This window comes from Neisseria sp. CCUG12390 (assembly GCF_047837985.1).
In the GTDB taxonomy this organism is placed as follows: Bacteria; Pseudomonadota; Gammaproteobacteria; order Burkholderiales; family Neisseriaceae; genus Neisseria.
On record NZ_CP181244.1, the window covers coordinates 1,484,274 to 1,497,832 of the forward strand.

Genomic DNA, 13,559 nt, shown 5'->3' on the forward strand with positions numbered 1-13,559 from the left:
ATTTCATGATTGGCATTCATACGCCGCAGCTTGGATGAAGACCCGGCTTTTTCAGACGGCATATTGAAGTTCTGTCGGGTTTGCAACCCAAGCCGCGTGCTGCCGCTCAGGCAGCCTGAATTTTCGGTGCGCACAGCGCACCCGCGATAATGGTCAAACCACTTTGATTTTGCCCGTAACCGCCTGCGTAATCAGGGCGGTGCGGTATTCTTTCAGACGGCCTACGGCTTGCCGTACCCTGTCGCACAGGCAGTCGATTTTGGCGGTTTCCCGGTCAAGGTAGGCGGCGATGGCGGTTTGTTCTTCAATAGGAAGTTTTACAATAGGCAATCTGACTAAATCTGTTGCATTGATGGCAGGGTAACTGACACCAACAGAATTCGCGACAATCGCACCAATCATTTTTTCAGACTGCACCCAATAACCTAAAAACTTGGGTAATAAATTACCTTTGGGACGCAATACGGCAAATCCTGTTGAGACAATTAAATTATCCTCGGCATTGTCAATTCGGGTAATCGCTTTCAAATAGGTTCTAACGGTTGAAACAATCACATCGCCATTTTTCACAATTCGTCTTGCTCGCGATGGGCTGTTTTCAAAAGTCATTAATTCTTTTTGCGTAATTCCTTCATTCAGGGATACGCTTGAAATGTCGACATAGAGAATCTCATAATCCAAATCGGTTTTATCACTTAATGTTTCATCATTAACTGTTACTTCATATTTCAGACGGCATACTTCCCAATGCTCAGGCACATCTCCCAACCATTCCACGCCGCTGTTTTTCATGGGGGCGTCGGGGTTCAAGCCTTTGGTTACGGCTTGGGTGATGGCGGCGGTGCGCTGTTCGGCGAGTTTTTCCAGCAGGGTTTCCTGTTTGCCGATCAGGGCATCGATTTCGCTTAATCGCGTGTCCAGATAATCGGCAATGGCGGTTTGTTCTTCGTAATTTGGCAACGGCAATTTAAGTTTTTTCAAGTCGTCCTGACTCAAATTGGGTTGTCCGCCCCCATTTGATAAAGAAATCAGAATTGGTTTTCTATACCACAGCCAATAAAACAAAAATTTGTAGTGCAAAATCTTTGAATTTCCGAATACACAACAAGCCTGATTAAAGGCAGCTTCTTTATCTAAAATTCCTAATCTCCCAATAGTAGCCCCATACATCGCTATTGCTACGCTGTTTTTAGGGTAGATTTTTAATGCGGAATAATCTTTTATCGCCATACTGCTTACTTTTTGCTTTGTATCGGAAATAAAATTTTCTCTTAATTCTGATGTCGTCACCCAAAGCGTTTCTCCGTCATAGTATTCGTCATTATCGCTTTTAGGTGTTGTTCCACTTCCTATTAAATCAATGGCATGTGTGATTTTCCATACTTCCCAATGCGCCGGCACTTCGCCCAGCCACGGGATGCCGCTGTCTTTATATGCTTCGTATCTGTTCATTGTTCTTCACAATCCGTTGCGTTGCGTTTTTCAGGCTGCCTGAAATGTTCGGACGGCCTTCGGGTTGCGGGGCCGTCTGAAAACGGTTCAGTTCAATTTACCCAGCATCTGCATGATTTCCTGCTCCAGCTCCACGATTTCGGCTTTGATTTCGGCCGGGTCGCGCGGCGGCCGGTATTCGTAGAAATGGCGGTTGACGGGGATTTCGTAACCGAGCTTGGTCTTGCTTTCATCGACCCACGCATCGGGAACGTGGGGCAATACTTCCGCCTGCATATAGGCTTGTACGGCAGGGCGGAGTGCGGCGAGCAATGCGCTTAAATTCGTTTCGTTGTCGTAGCCCAAACTTAAGGGGAATTCCGTTTCAGACGGCATGGGCACGAGTTCGCTGTCGCGCAATTGCGGGTCGGGTTCGGCATTGCCTTTGCCGTCGGTGCAGATGTCGGCGGTCGGGTCGCGTTCGCTCAGTGCTTCCAATACGGCTTTTTTCACGGGCGCGCCAACTGCAAACGGCAGGGCTTTCAATGCGGGATCTGACACTTTCAGGAAATCTTTGCGGTTTTTGTAGAGCGTGCCGCCCAGGCTTTTCAGGGCGTCGATAAGGGCTTCCTGCTGTTCCCGGCCTGCGGCTTCGTCTGCTTGGATTTGGCCTTTGTCTTTGATTTTTCTGCTTTTGGCCAAATTGGCGAAGGCGGTGTGTTCCCGAAGTTTTTCAATGCGCCCGCCGCCGGCTTGGAAGTTGAGGCGCAGGGGGCGTTCTACGGTGATTTTCAGACAGGCAAAGTCTTGGTTGCGGAAAATTTTGCTGTCGGGGGTTTCTTTAAAGTCGGCGTAGAGTTTGGTGATGTCGGCGATGTGCTGTTCGGACAGTTCGTTGCGTTTGTTGCCCAGTGATTTCTGCATTTTCCGGCAGTAGCGGGTGGCGTTGATGAGCTGGATTTTCCCGCAGCGTTTCGCGCTTTTTTTGTTGGACAAAACCCAAATGTAGGTGTAGATGCCCGTGTTGTAGAACATTTGGTCGGGCAGGGCTATCACGGCTTCGAGCAGGTCGTTTTCGATGACGTAGCGGCGGATGTTGCTTTCGCCGCTGCCTGCGTCGCCGGTGAACAGGGGCGAGCCGTTGAAGACGACGGCAATGCGCGAGCCTTGTTCGTCGGTTTCGGGCTGCTTCATTTTGCTGAGCATGTGCTGCAGGAAAAGCAGCGAGCCGTCGTTGATGCGCGGCAGGCCTGCGCCGAAGCGTCCGCCAAAGCCTCGCTCTTGATGCTCTTTTTTGACAAAGTCTTCTTGGATTTTCCATTCCACGCCGAACGGGGGATTGGCGAACATGTAGTCGAAGCGTTTGCCTTGGTGTCCGTCATGCGGGGTAAAGCCGTTGTTTTTGTCTTTGGCGTTGTGCACGCCGAGCGTGTCGCCAAAGATGATGTGTTCGGCGGGTTCGTCTTTAATCAGCAAATCGGCGCAGCAGATGGCGTAGGACTCGGCGTTGTATTCCTGCCCGTACAAGCCCAGGCTGATGGCTTGGTTGAAGCCTTTCAGCTCTTTTTCGGATTCGGACAGCATGCCGCCCGTGCCGCAGGTGGGGTCATAAATGGTGCGGTGCACGCCTGCTTTTTTCAGCTCTTCGTGGTCTTCGGCAAAGGCGATATTGACCATCAGGCGGATGACTTCGCGCGGGGTGAAGTGGTCGCCCGCCTCTTCGTTGGCCTGTTCGTTGAATTTGCGGATGAGTTCTTCAAAGAGATAACCCATCTGGCTGTTGGAAATGGCATCGGGCGACAGGGTCAGCCCTTGCGATTGCAAGTCGCCGACAAAGGTTTGCAGGATTTTGTACAGGCGGTTGGCCTCGTCGAGCTTGTCGATTTCTTTTTCAAACTCGAATTTGTCGAAAATGTCTTTGGCTTTGGCGGAAAAACCGTTGATGTATTGAACCAGGTTGGCCCGGATATGGTCGGGGTCGTCGAGCAGGCGCGCAAGGTTGAAGCCGCTGGTGTTGTAAAGCGTCTGTTTGCGGCCTTTGCCGACGATTTCGGTGAGCTTTTTATCCAGCAGCACCTGCGGCAAACGCCCGCTCTCGGGCCGGCCCCGGTCTTGGTCGAACAGGGCTTTCATGGCATCGGCGTGATCGGACAAAATGGCATCGAAACGCGCCAAGACAATCAAAGGCAGCATCACGCGGCGGTATTGCGGCGGACGGTACGTACCGCGCAGGCCGTTGGCAATGTTCCAAAGAATGGAAACCAGAGTACTGTGATGCGGGTGCTGTTGGATAGGGTTCATTGTGCGGATACCTTGTACCTTGAATGTTTGGTGTGTGTTTAAAAGTTGTTCAGCCAAGGCGGTATTGTATTCTTTGACGGCGGCGGCTTCACTTTTTCTTGTAAATTGTTTTTTGTTTATTTTACTACTGGAAATTCATAAATTATAAAATATTAACCTTTAGAAAGATATTTTTTGAAAAGCAGTATAATCCAACGTATGCGCTATTTTTCTATAGTTTCTGGATTAATTAGTCAACAACAAGGCTTCGGCCACTGCTTATTTTCTACTCAGCGTCTGCTTGAGTATATTGCAATTACGGTAAACGTAGCGCGGACGCTTGCCACCCATACCAGGTTTCCATTAATCTTATGTTTTTCATAGAATTTTTACCACATAAACTTGAAACCATACTCTGTCTCAGTTATTACTGCGGATAAAACCAAACAGGCCGTCTGAAAAACTTTCTCTTCTCAGAAACTTGTTTTTCAGACAGCCTGTTTACCTGTCAAATGCCTTGCTGCCTACCCGTTCCTGTTCGGCGTTTGGGCTGCGTTAATGCTATAATCCGACAACATTTTTTAAAGTAAAAATCATGGAACCAACAAACGAACCCGTGCGCCTATCCAAACGTATGGCACAACTCGGCCTTTGTTCGCGTCGCGAGGCAGACAGCTATATCGAACAGGGCTGGGTGCAGGTCAACGGTCAAACGGCGGTACTCGGCCAGAAAGTCACCGAAAATGACCGTATCGATTTGAACAGGCAGGCGCATGAGAAGCAGGCGCAGCGTGTGACCATTCTGCTGAATAAGCCGGTGGGTTATGTCAGCGCGCAGGCGGAAAAAGGTTACAAGGCCGCGGCCGAGCTGATTACTGCGGAAAACCGCTGGGAAGGCGACGACAGCCGCATCCAGTTCAGCGAAAAACACAAATTCGGCCTCGCTCCTGCCGGACGTTTGGACATCGATTCGGTCGGCCTTTTGGTGCTGACGCAAGACGGCCGCATTGCCAAGCAGCTCATCGGTGAAAACAGCAGCAGCGAAAAGGAATATCTGGTGCGCGTTCGCGGCAGATTGGACGAGAAAGGCTTGGCTCTGCTGAATCACGGTTTGAGCCTGGACGGTGAAAAACTGCGCCCGGCCAAGGTGGAATGGCAAAACGAAGACCAGCTGCGCTTTATTCTGAAGCAGGGTAAGAAACGCCAAATCCGCCGTATGTGCGAGCTTGTCGGGCTGCGCGTGGTCGGTTTGAAACGCATCCGTATGGGCAAAGTCAAATTGGGCAGACTGCCGCCGGGGAAATGGCGTTATTTGAAAGCCAACGAATCGTTTTGATCGGATGAAATATGATGAGGCCGTCTGAAAGATTATTTTCAGACGGCCTCATCTACTCATTGAGAATATTGATTTTATAGTCGGTTGCAAACGGCTATATTAACGGAAAAGGCTCAAAACCAGCCGTCGGGAGAAACGGTTTTGCCGTCGTAAAATTTGACGAATCCGGCTACCACGCGGTAGATAAACCAAATGCTTACCAAGAAAAGCACCGCCAGGCCTATACCGACAAACATGGTCAACCCGCCGATTAAGTAGCCGATTGCACCGACCCAGAATGTTTTAATCAGATAGCTGATGTGATGCTCGTAAAGCGTGCCGCGCATATCGTCGCGCTTGACATAGGCCACGACCACGCCGGCGACGGGGGTGAAAACGGTCAACGCCGCCAACGCATACAGGCCATAGATGACCATCATGTACGTGCGGCGGTTGTCTTTGTCCGGCGCGCCGGTGGGAATGATGCCGTTCATATTTGCCCCTGGAATTTGAATTTTGCTGATGTTACCATATATCCATTTAAAAATCAGGAGTTTGATATGAGCATCCGATATTTCGGACAATCCGCCCGCTTATCCGAAGCCGTCACCGCCAACGGCTTTGTGTTTTTATCCGGCATGGTGCCGGAAAATACCGAACAGGCCGATGCCGAAACGCAAACGGCCGATGTGCTGGCGCAAATCGATTCTTGGCTGCAACAATCCGGCTCAAGCAAACAGCATATTGTCGAAGCCACGGTTTACCTGGCCGACATGCATGACTACGCTGCCATGAACCGGGCATGGGATGCGTGGGTTGATCCGCAGCATTCCCCTGTCCGCGCCTGCATCGAAGCGAAACTGGCCAAACCGGAATGGAAAGTCGAAATCAAGGTCTCGGCGGTTCAAATCAAATAACGTGAGGCCGTCTGAAAATAAACGGCATATTTTTTCAGACGGCCTGAGACTTTTATTTTGATGACAACGACCCAATATCGCTTTTATTGAGAACCACGTTTCTGATTGTACCAAGGATACCTGCCATGCAAACCCGTCTGCCTTTTTTCGGCGTTGTCCGCGTCAGCGGTGACGACCGTGCCGATTTTCTGCACAACCAATTGTCGAACGACATTCAAAACCTGCAACCCGGCCAAGCCTGCTATGCCACCTACAATACGCCGAAAGGCCGTGTGTCGGCCAATATGATCGTACTCAACCGCGGCGGCGATTTGCTGCTGGTCATGGCGCAGGATTTAATCGAGACCATCGTCAAAAAATTGCGTATGTACGTATTGCGTGCCAAAGCCGTGCTTGAAGCTGCGGGCGAATTGGCTGTAGCCGGAGAATTGGACGGGGCTGCGCAAGCCGTCATTGCCACCGAACCGTCATTGGCTTTTGCCGCTGAAAATCAAAACGGTATCTGGTGCATCAACCTGCCGCACACAGGCCGTCTGAAAATCGGTTTGGCAGAGACATTGCCGGCACATGATGCGGCTGCCGAAAATGCTTGGAACCTGCACGAAATCCGCAGCGGTTACGCTTGGATTTCCGCCGCGACCAAAGACACCGCCGTTGCGCAAATGCTCAACCAGCACATCATCGGCGGCGTGCATTTCCGCAAAGGATGCTACCCCGGACAGGAAATCATCGCCCGCGCCCAATACCGGGGACAGGTGAAACGCGGTTTGGCCGTATTGAGCGGCGGTTCTTTGGAAGCAGCGGGCATCGCGGTTCAGGCCGGCGGCGAAGAAGCCGGGCAAATCATCAATACGGCCTTTACCGACAGCGGCAGCCTGAGTTTGGCGGTGATTAAATTCTCGGCAGCCGATGCCGCTTTGACCGATGCCGACGGTAATGCTTTAAAACAAGAACATCTGTTTTTCAACCCGGAACCGAAAGAAGCATAAACCCTCCGACAAAGGCCGTCTGAAAGCGTTGATACTGACGCTTTCAGACGGCCTTTCCGCTCCCGCGTAGGCAGGAATCCAAAATTTTCATCTCCCGTCATTCTTCAATATTTCCGAAGCGGTCAGGCCTGGTTGTCCGCGTACACGGGAATGACGACGGAGAAGTTTCAGACGGCAATTTTAACTTTGCAAAGGTCTCAAGCCGCCAGTTGGGGAAATATCGACCGCAACCCGGCCACAATAATTTCCACCGATACCGCTGCCAGCAACATGCCCATAATCCGGTTGAGAATACTCAAGCCGGTATCACCCAGCCATTTGCTCACTTTTGCCGAGGCCATCAATATTGCATAGCAGAAGATACTGATGATAAACCCTGCGGCGATAATGCTGACCACATCCCAATAATGCTGCGCGGCAGAGGCATAAATAATTACCGTTGAAATACCGCCCGGCCCGATCATCATCGGAATCGCAATCGGAACCACAGCAAAAGACATAACGTTGTCTTTCGGTTTGGCGGTGATGGTAATCTCCCTGTCCTCACCCGTGCCTAAGTCAGGTTTTGCCGGATTATCGTCACCTTTCATCATCGATATGGCAATCAATAAAACCAAAATCCCGCCGCCGACTTGGAATGATCCGACGCTGATACCCAGCAACTTCAAAATGAAACCGCCGCTGATTGCGAAAACGGAAATGACGATAAAAACCGACAAGGTGGCCACTTTGGCGATTTTTCGCCGTTCGCGCGTACTGTGGTTGCGGGTTAAATCCAAATAAATCGATAACGCGCTGAACGGATTGATCAATACCATAAATGCGACAATCAATTTGGTGATTTCGACACCCAGTTCCATGTTTTATCCCTTTTTCGAAGCTTTATTCGGCCGATGTAATTTTTGTTCGTTGGCAATACCCATCAATAAAGCCAAAACCATCATGATGGAAATGGTTGCCGTTCCTCCGTAGCTCACCAAAGGCAGCGGCACCCCGACCACGGGGAGAATACCGCTCACCATACCCATATTGACAAAGGCATAGCAGAAAAACGTCATGGTCAGGGCGGCGGCAAGCGTGCGGCCATACAGGTTTTGCGCACGCGCGGCAATATATAGGCCGCGCACCAGAATCACCAGATACACCAGCAACAATAAAATATTGCCGATCAAACCGAATTCTTCACCATAGACGGCAAAGATAAAGTCGGTGGTGGCTTCGGGAATATAATCCAAATGCGTTTGCGTGCCGTTGAGCCAGCCTTTTCCCCACACGCCGCCCGAACCGATGGCAATCATCGACTGGATGATGTGGTAGCCGTCGCCCAAAGGGTCTTTGGTCGGGTCAAGCAGGGTCAGTACGCGCGTTTTCTGATAATCGTGCATACCGTATTGCCACACCAGCGGCAATGCGGCGACAAAGCCTGCAATGGCGGCAAAAATCGCTTTCCACGGTAATCCGGCAAAATACACCACAAAAATACCCGATGCCATAATCAGCGTGGCCGTGCCCAAATCCGGCTGCTTCAAAATCAATGCGCCCGGCAGCAGTACCAGCAGCACGGCGACAAGGTAATGCCGCCAATCCAACCGTCCTTCATACCGCTGGAAAAACCAAGCCACCGTCATCGGCAATCCGATTTTCATGATTTCAGACGGCTGGATGCGCAATACGCCGATGTCGAGCCAGCGGGTCGCACCGTTAACCGTCACCCCTGCGATTTCGACGGCAACCAATAAGGCCATGCCGACAAAATAAATCGGCACGGCCAACTTTGCGATGGTCTGAGGCGGAACCTGCGCCACGATCCACAACAAAATAAAACCGATAACCGTGTGCAGCGTTTTGTTTTCCAGCTGGCCGAATTCCTGCCCGTCGGCCGAGTAAAGCAGAAACAGGCTCATCACATATACCGTCAGCATAGCGAAAAACAGCCACGGATCAAGCGGCGACCATATCGCCTGCTTGATTTTTTTCCACCGCCCGACGCTTTGTGCTTCAATCATTTTGCGCTTCCTTTACGGCTTGGCTTCCCATAGCCGAACGATGTCCGTAGGCCGTCTGAAAAACAGAAGGTGCTACCGGTTTGGCTTCCTTATCCCCTCGGGCAGCTTGTTTCATCCACGTTTCAAACTCAGGCGGAAATTGGTTTTGTTTGACATTGAGCATATAAAAATCAGTCAGGCTGCGAGCTAATGGTGCCGCATTTGCCCCCCAACCGCCGTTTTCCAATAAGACGGCAATGGCAATTTCCGGCTTATCAACCGGTGCAAACGAAATAAACCATGCATGATCTCGGTGCTGTTCGCGCAGGGCGGCGGCATTATAGGAACGCCCCTGCTGGATTTGCACCACCTGGGCCGTACCGGTTTTGCCGCCCATGCTGTATGCCAACCCTTCACCGATACGGTAGCCTGTTCCGCCCGGTTTCAATACTTTTACCATAGCGTTTTTAATGTATTCGAAATTGTCATGCTTAAATGGAATTTTACGCTCGGGCTTAGGATTGATTTTGGTAATTTCCCGGCTGTTGTAATTGAGAATTTCTTTAACCAGATGCGGCCGGTAAACCAAGCCGTCATTTGCCAGCGAAGCCGTCGCATGCGCCATCTGCAAAGGCGTATAGGCGTTATAGCCCTGCCCTACACTCACCGATACCATTTCACCCGGCAGCCATTCCCGTGCAGACGGCGATTTAGCCTTGGCAAACCGCTTGGCCTTCCATTCACGGCTCGGCAGAATACCGCGGTATTCGTTAGGCAAATCGATTCCTGTCTGCTCGCCCAACCCGAAGGCCGCCAAATAAGGATGGGTTTTATCAATCCCCAACTCGTAGCCCGCACGGTAAAAGAACGTATCCGAAGAAACCTGAATCGCACGGCTTAAGTTTGCCGAACCATGCCCCCGCCGCACCGCATCACGGAATAAATGGCGGCTCCCCGGGATACTCCATGCCCCTGGTGCGGGCAATACGGTATTCTGCTTAAGTTTGCCGCTTTCTAAAAATGCCATACCGATAAAAGGTTTAAAAGTCGAACCGGGAGGATAAAGGCCTTGCGTCACCCGATTGATTAAGGGACGCTGCCAATCTTCATTCAAAGCTTTCCATGTTTCGGTATCGATACCGTCGATAAACAGATTCGGGTCAAATGACGGCTTGGAAACAAACGCCAATACATCACCGTTTTGCGGATTGATGGCCACAATCGCCCCGCGTTTGCCTGCCAAAATACGGTCGGCTTCAAGCTGCATACGGATATCCATACCCAAACGTAAAGTCTGCCCCATTTTGGGCGGTACGTTTTTCAACACCTTGACAATATTGCCGTAAGCGTCTTTTTCCACTTCCTGATAGCCGGGCACGCCGTGAAGCTGGTGCTCATAGTAATTTTCCAAGCCCGATTTGCCGATGTGCGTACTGCCGCGGTACAGCGCAGTCAGCTCTTGCTCCTGAAGTTTCTCCTGATCACGGTCACTGATCCGCCCTATATAACCTAAAAAATGAGAGGTCAACGCACCGTAAGGGTAGGAACGGAAAGTGCGCGAATTGACTTCAACCCCTTTGAATTCATGCAGGTGAACCGCCAATTTTGCCGCTTCTTCGTCAGTGAGTTTCAGCTTGAGCGGAATATTTTCGAATTTGCGGTACTGCTCGCGATATTTTTTAAAACGTTTCAAATCCGCATCAGTGATATCGACATACCGTCTTAAAGCCTGAACCAGATCGTCCATTTTGCCTTCGACTTCGCTGGGAATCACCTCAAGGGAAAAAACGGGATAGTTTTCAGCCAAAGGAACACCGTTGACATCAACGATTTCTCCGCGTGCCGGCGGGCTAGGAATGATGGTGATCCGGTTGGTTGACGCCCGTCCGGTAAAATCATCGTGCCGGGTCACCTGCAAATAAACAAAGCGCACCAGCAGCAAGGCAAAGAAAATCACAATCAGCACAAAAGCCACCAACAGCCGCAACAGGGAATCTGATTGCAACGTATCGGCGGCTGTTTGTTCGGGAAGGGAGGATGCCCGCTCGGCGGACAAATTGCGTTTCAACATAACTTTACCGGCGGGAACGGCTGAAATTGATCATAACCAGCATCAATTGGCTGAGCAAAGGCCAAAGCAAAGCACCGATAAAAGGCGCGATAAAGCTTTGCCAGGTAATGACTTGATGATTTAAAAACAGGCGTACCGCTACCAATACGGCCTGATTGCACAACAAAGCCGCCAATATAATCAAAATCTGCATCAGATGGCCGTAGAGCATGATTTGCCGATGATGGCTCAAAACAAAAAACACCATGACCGTATAAGACAGGGCATGCAATCCCAAAGATGCTGCCGTACCGATATCGACTAAAAGGCCGACGGCAAACGCCGCCCCCATTCCTACCGCATGAGGACGCTGCAAAACCCAATAAAGCAGGGTCAAAGCAGTGAGTTCGGGCAACCAGAAAAATGCCTCAAACGGGAAAGGCATGAAGTCCAGCAACATGGCCACGATAAAAGTTACCACCACCAGACCTGCCGGTACGGCGTGGAAAGAATCGTCAAATTCGCTCATAATGATTAAGGTTTTGCCGGCGCATAAACGTGCTGGGACAATACAAGTACAAATCGGCTGCCCCGCAAAGCGGCAAAAGGTGTGAGTATAGTTTGATAATAAGGCGTACCGGAGATGCGTGTTACCTGATTGACGGTTGCCACCGGAATACCGGCCGGATAAACGCTGTCCAAACCTGATGTCAATAGGACATCGTCGGGCTTCAGATCAGAGGCCGTCGGAAAATAGCGCAAATCGAGTTTTGTTCCCGAACCGTAGAGCAGGCTTCGCTCTCCGGTGCGCTCAACCACTACCGGCACGATGCTTTTATTACCGGAAAGCAGACTGACTTCGGCACTTTTCAACTGTACCTGTGTAATCTGTCCGATTAAGCCTGCGGTATCGATGACCGCATCACCGGTTTTTACTCCGTCACGGCTGCCTTTATTAATGATCAATTTTTCGGAAAGCGGGTCTTTCCCGTTGGAAATTACTTCCGCCCCTATGACGTCACGGATACCGCGCTGTTGCAAACCGTAGAGTTTTTTCAATTCGCTCAATTCGCTCAAATTGACTTTATCGCGCTGCAAACGGATTTTCAGACGGCCGTTTTCTTCCTGCAAAAGACGGTTTTGCTCAAGCAGATCAGCCTGAGACTGCGACAGATTACCGACGTATTGGTAAAGGCGTACCGGCTGGTTGGCCAACCACTGTATCGGATACAGAACGGTCGCCCCAACCTGGCGTATGGATTGGACAGCCGCAAAGCGGTAGTCAAGCAGCATCAAGACGACACTTAAAATTAAATAAAAAGCCAATCTCAACCACGGCTTACGACCATTTTCGTCGCCGTCGAACCGTAAAGACGATGGGTTCATAGCAACCTTTCCCGATTAGGGATTATCAACAAAAACGGCATCCCATCTGCCGATATAATCCAACGCCTTGCCCGCACCGTAAGCCACGCAGTTAAGCGGCTGGTCGGCAATCCCCACCGGCAAACCGGTTGCGTCTGCCAGCAGGGTATCAATACCTTTGAGCAACGCACCGCCACCGGTCAGCATAATTCCGCGATCGGCAATATCCCCCGCCAATTCCGGCGGAGCCTGCTCTAAAGCCAAACGTACGGCGCGCACGATACGGTTCAGCGGTTCGCTTAGTGCTTCACGCACTTCCTCGGCCGTGACAGCAATCGATTTCGGCGTACCTTCCGCCAAATCGCGCCCCTTCACCCGTACCGCACCCATATCGTCGTTACCGAATGCCGAACCGATTTTTTTCTTCAATTCTTCCGCCGTTGCTTCGCCAATCAATACCCCGCGTTTGCGCCGTACATGATGCACAATACTTTCATCAAAAGCATCACCGCCGGCACGTACGGAATCCGAATATGCCATGCCGCCCAGCGATAAAATCCCGATTTCGGTAGTCCCGCCGCCGATATCCACAACCATTGATCCGGCTGTTTCTTCAATCGGCAAACCCGCCCCTAACGCTGCAGCCATCGGTTCTTCAATCAGATGCACGCTTGATGCGCCCGCAGAAAATGCCGAATCGCGAATCGCCTTTCGCTCAACCTGGGTCGAACCGCCCGGCACGCAAATCACCACGCGCGGCGGTACAACCATATGGCCACCGGTTGCTTTTTTAATCAATACACCCAGCATCCGTTCGGTAATATTGAAATCCGCAATCACACCGTCTTTCATCGGACGGACGATTTCAATATTGCGCGGCGCACGGCCCTGCATTTTTTTGGCTTCGGTACCGACGGCTACAATCTTGGTTTTACCATTGGGTAATCCTGTCTGTACGGCAACAACAGATGGTTCGTCCAATACAATGCCCCGGTCGCGGACATAAATCAATGTATTGGCCGTACCCAAATCAATAGCAAGATCATTCGAGAGAAAACGGGATAGATAACGAAACATGAAAATACCTGAAAATCTCCGGGCAGCGGCCCTGGCGCATTATTTAATCAATATCTTCCAACAAAGCAGAAATAATATTCAGACGGCCTGGTTATCGCTTCACTGCCAAGACCAAACCATCCAAAATCCCTGCCAACTCAAGCAGGTTTT

12 protein-coding genes are annotated in these 13,559 nt (G+C 50.8%); 3 read left to right on the forward strand and 9 right to left on the reverse strand.

Annotation, left to right across the window (positions count from 1 at the left end; genetic code table 11):
• Window positions 1–153: 153 nt before the first annotated feature.
• Window positions 154–1,452: a restriction endonuclease subunit S gene (locus ACM67E_RS07015; RefSeq protein ID WP_416190752.1), complete on the reverse strand. Its 1,299-nt coding sequence runs from the start codon at window positions 1,450–1,452 to the stop codon at window positions 154–156.
• An 87-nt stretch (window positions 1,453–1,539) separates the two neighbouring features.
• Window positions 1,540–3,732: a type I restriction-modification system subunit M gene (locus ACM67E_RS07020; RefSeq protein WP_416190753.1), complete on the reverse strand. Its 2,193-nt coding sequence runs from the start codon at window positions 3,730–3,732 to the stop codon at window positions 1,540–1,542.
• A gap of 574 nt (window positions 3,733–4,306) precedes the next feature.
• On the opposite strand from ACM67E_RS07020, the gene ACM67E_RS07025 reads away from it, so the two are divergent.
• Entirely contained in the window at window positions 4,307–5,047 is a 741-nt protein-coding gene (locus ACM67E_RS07025) for a pseudouridine synthase (RefSeq protein ID WP_416190754.1), read from the forward strand.
• Window positions 5,048–5,160: 113 nt separating this feature from the next.
• On the opposite strand, the gene ACM67E_RS07030 is transcribed toward ACM67E_RS07025, so the two are convergent.
• Window positions 5,161–5,520 carry a DUF4870 family protein gene (locus ACM67E_RS07030; protein ID WP_416190755.1) on the reverse strand — a complete coding sequence of 120 codons (360 nt, stop codon included), beginning with the start codon at window positions 5,518–5,520 and terminating at the stop codon, window positions 5,161–5,163.
• Window positions 5,521–5,586: 66 nt separating this feature from the next.
• Here ACM67E_RS07030 and ACM67E_RS07035 point away from each other — a divergent pair, with 66 nt between their 5' ends.
• Together ACM67E_RS07035 and ACM67E_RS07040 are read left to right on the forward strand one after the other, a co-directional pair.
• A complete protein-coding gene (locus ACM67E_RS07035; protein WP_416190756.1) occupies window positions 5,587–5,943 on the forward strand; it encodes a RidA family protein in 357 nt (118 codons plus the stop codon).
• Window positions 5,944–6,068: 125 nt separating this feature from the next.
• The gene (locus ACM67E_RS07040) at window positions 6,069–6,932 is read left to right on the forward strand and encodes a YgfZ/GcvT domain-containing protein (protein WP_416190757.1); all 864 of its coding nucleotides are present in this window, start codon (window positions 6,069–6,071) and stop codon (window positions 6,930–6,932) included.
• A gap of 197 nt (window positions 6,933–7,129) precedes the next feature.
• Here ACM67E_RS07040 and ACM67E_RS07045 read toward each other — a convergent pair whose 3' ends face one another.
• The 6 genes from ACM67E_RS07045 to ACM67E_RS07070 are packed head-to-tail and all read right to left on the reverse strand — an operon-like array spanning window position 7,130 to window position 13,409.
• Window positions 7,130–7,792, reverse strand: a complete 663-nt coding sequence (locus ACM67E_RS07045) for a MarC family protein (protein WP_416190758.1) — start codon at window positions 7,790–7,792, stop codon at window positions 7,130–7,132.
• A 3-nt stretch (window positions 7,793–7,795) separates the two neighbouring features.
• Window positions 7,796–8,938, reverse strand: a complete 1,143-nt coding sequence (rodA, locus tag ACM67E_RS07050; protein ID WP_416190759.1) for a rod shape-determining protein RodA — start codon at window positions 8,936–8,938, stop codon at window positions 7,796–7,798.
• Window positions 8,931–10,988 (reverse strand): penicillin-binding protein 2, encoded by a 2,058-nt coding sequence (gene mrdA / locus ACM67E_RS07055; RefSeq protein ID WP_416190760.1) that lies wholly within the window; start codon window positions 10,986–10,988, stop codon window positions 8,931–8,933. The genes rodA and mrdA overlap by 8 nt, the downstream gene beginning before the upstream one ends.
• Window positions 10,989–10,992: 4 nt before the next feature.
• Entirely contained in the window at window positions 10,993–11,496 is a 504-nt protein-coding gene (gene mreD / locus ACM67E_RS07060; protein ID WP_416190761.1) for a rod shape-determining protein MreD, read from the reverse strand.
• Window positions 11,497–11,501: 5 nt separating this feature from the next.
• The gene (gene mreC, locus ACM67E_RS07065; RefSeq protein WP_416190762.1) at window positions 11,502–12,353 is read right to left on the reverse strand and encodes a rod shape-determining protein MreC; all 852 of its coding nucleotides are present in this window, start codon (window positions 12,351–12,353) and stop codon (window positions 11,502–11,504) included.
• A 15-nt stretch (window positions 12,354–12,368) separates the two neighbouring features.
• The gene (locus tag ACM67E_RS07070) at window positions 12,369–13,409 is read right to left on the reverse strand and encodes a rod shape-determining protein (RefSeq protein WP_416190763.1); all 1,041 of its coding nucleotides are present in this window, start codon (window positions 13,407–13,409) and stop codon (window positions 12,369–12,371) included.
• Window positions 13,410–13,559 lie beyond the last annotated feature (150 nt).

Bases quoted from the DNA above. Each gene is read 5' to 3' on its own strand.
- mreD (WP_416190761.1), bottom strand. From the start codon at position 11,496: ATGAGCGAATTTGACGATTCTTTCCACGCCGTACCGGCAGGTCTGGTG.
- ACM67E_RS07015 (WP_416190752.1), bottom strand. From the start codon at position 1,452: ATGAACAGATACGAAGCATATAAAGACAGCGGCATCCCGTGGCTGGGC.
- ACM67E_RS07070 (WP_416190763.1), bottom strand. From the start codon at position 13,409: ATGTTTCGTTATCTATCCCGTTTTCTCTCGAATGATCTTGCTATTGAT.
- mrdA (WP_416190760.1), bottom strand. From the start codon at position 10,988: ATGTTGAAACGCAATTTGTCCGCCGAGCGGGCATCCTCCCTTCCCGAA.
- ACM67E_RS07035 (WP_416190756.1), top strand. From the start codon at position 5,587: ATGAGCATCCGATATTTCGGACAATCCGCCCGCTTATCCGAAGCCGTC.
- ACM67E_RS07045 (WP_416190758.1), bottom strand. From the start codon at position 7,792: ATGGAACTGGGTGTCGAAATCACCAAATTGATTGTCGCATTTATGGTA.
- ACM67E_RS07020 (WP_416190753.1), bottom strand. From the start codon at position 3,732: ATGAACCCTATCCAACAGCACCCGCATCACAGTACTCTGGTTTCCATT.
- ACM67E_RS07025 (WP_416190754.1), top strand. From the start codon at position 4,307: ATGGAACCAACAAACGAACCCGTGCGCCTATCCAAACGTATGGCACAA.
- rodA (WP_416190759.1), bottom strand. From the start codon at position 8,938: ATGATTGAAGCACAAAGCGTCGGGCGGTGGAAAAAAATCAAGCAGGCG.
- ACM67E_RS07030 (WP_416190755.1), bottom strand. From the start codon at position 5,520: ATGAACGGCATCATTCCCACCGGCGCGCCGGACAAAGACAACCGCCGC.
- mreC (WP_416190762.1), bottom strand. From the start codon at position 12,353: ATGAACCCATCGTCTTTACGGTTCGACGGCGACGAAAATGGTCGTAAG.
- ACM67E_RS07040 (WP_416190757.1), top strand. From the start codon at position 6,069: ATGCAAACCCGTCTGCCTTTTTTCGGCGTTGTCCGCGTCAGCGGTGAC.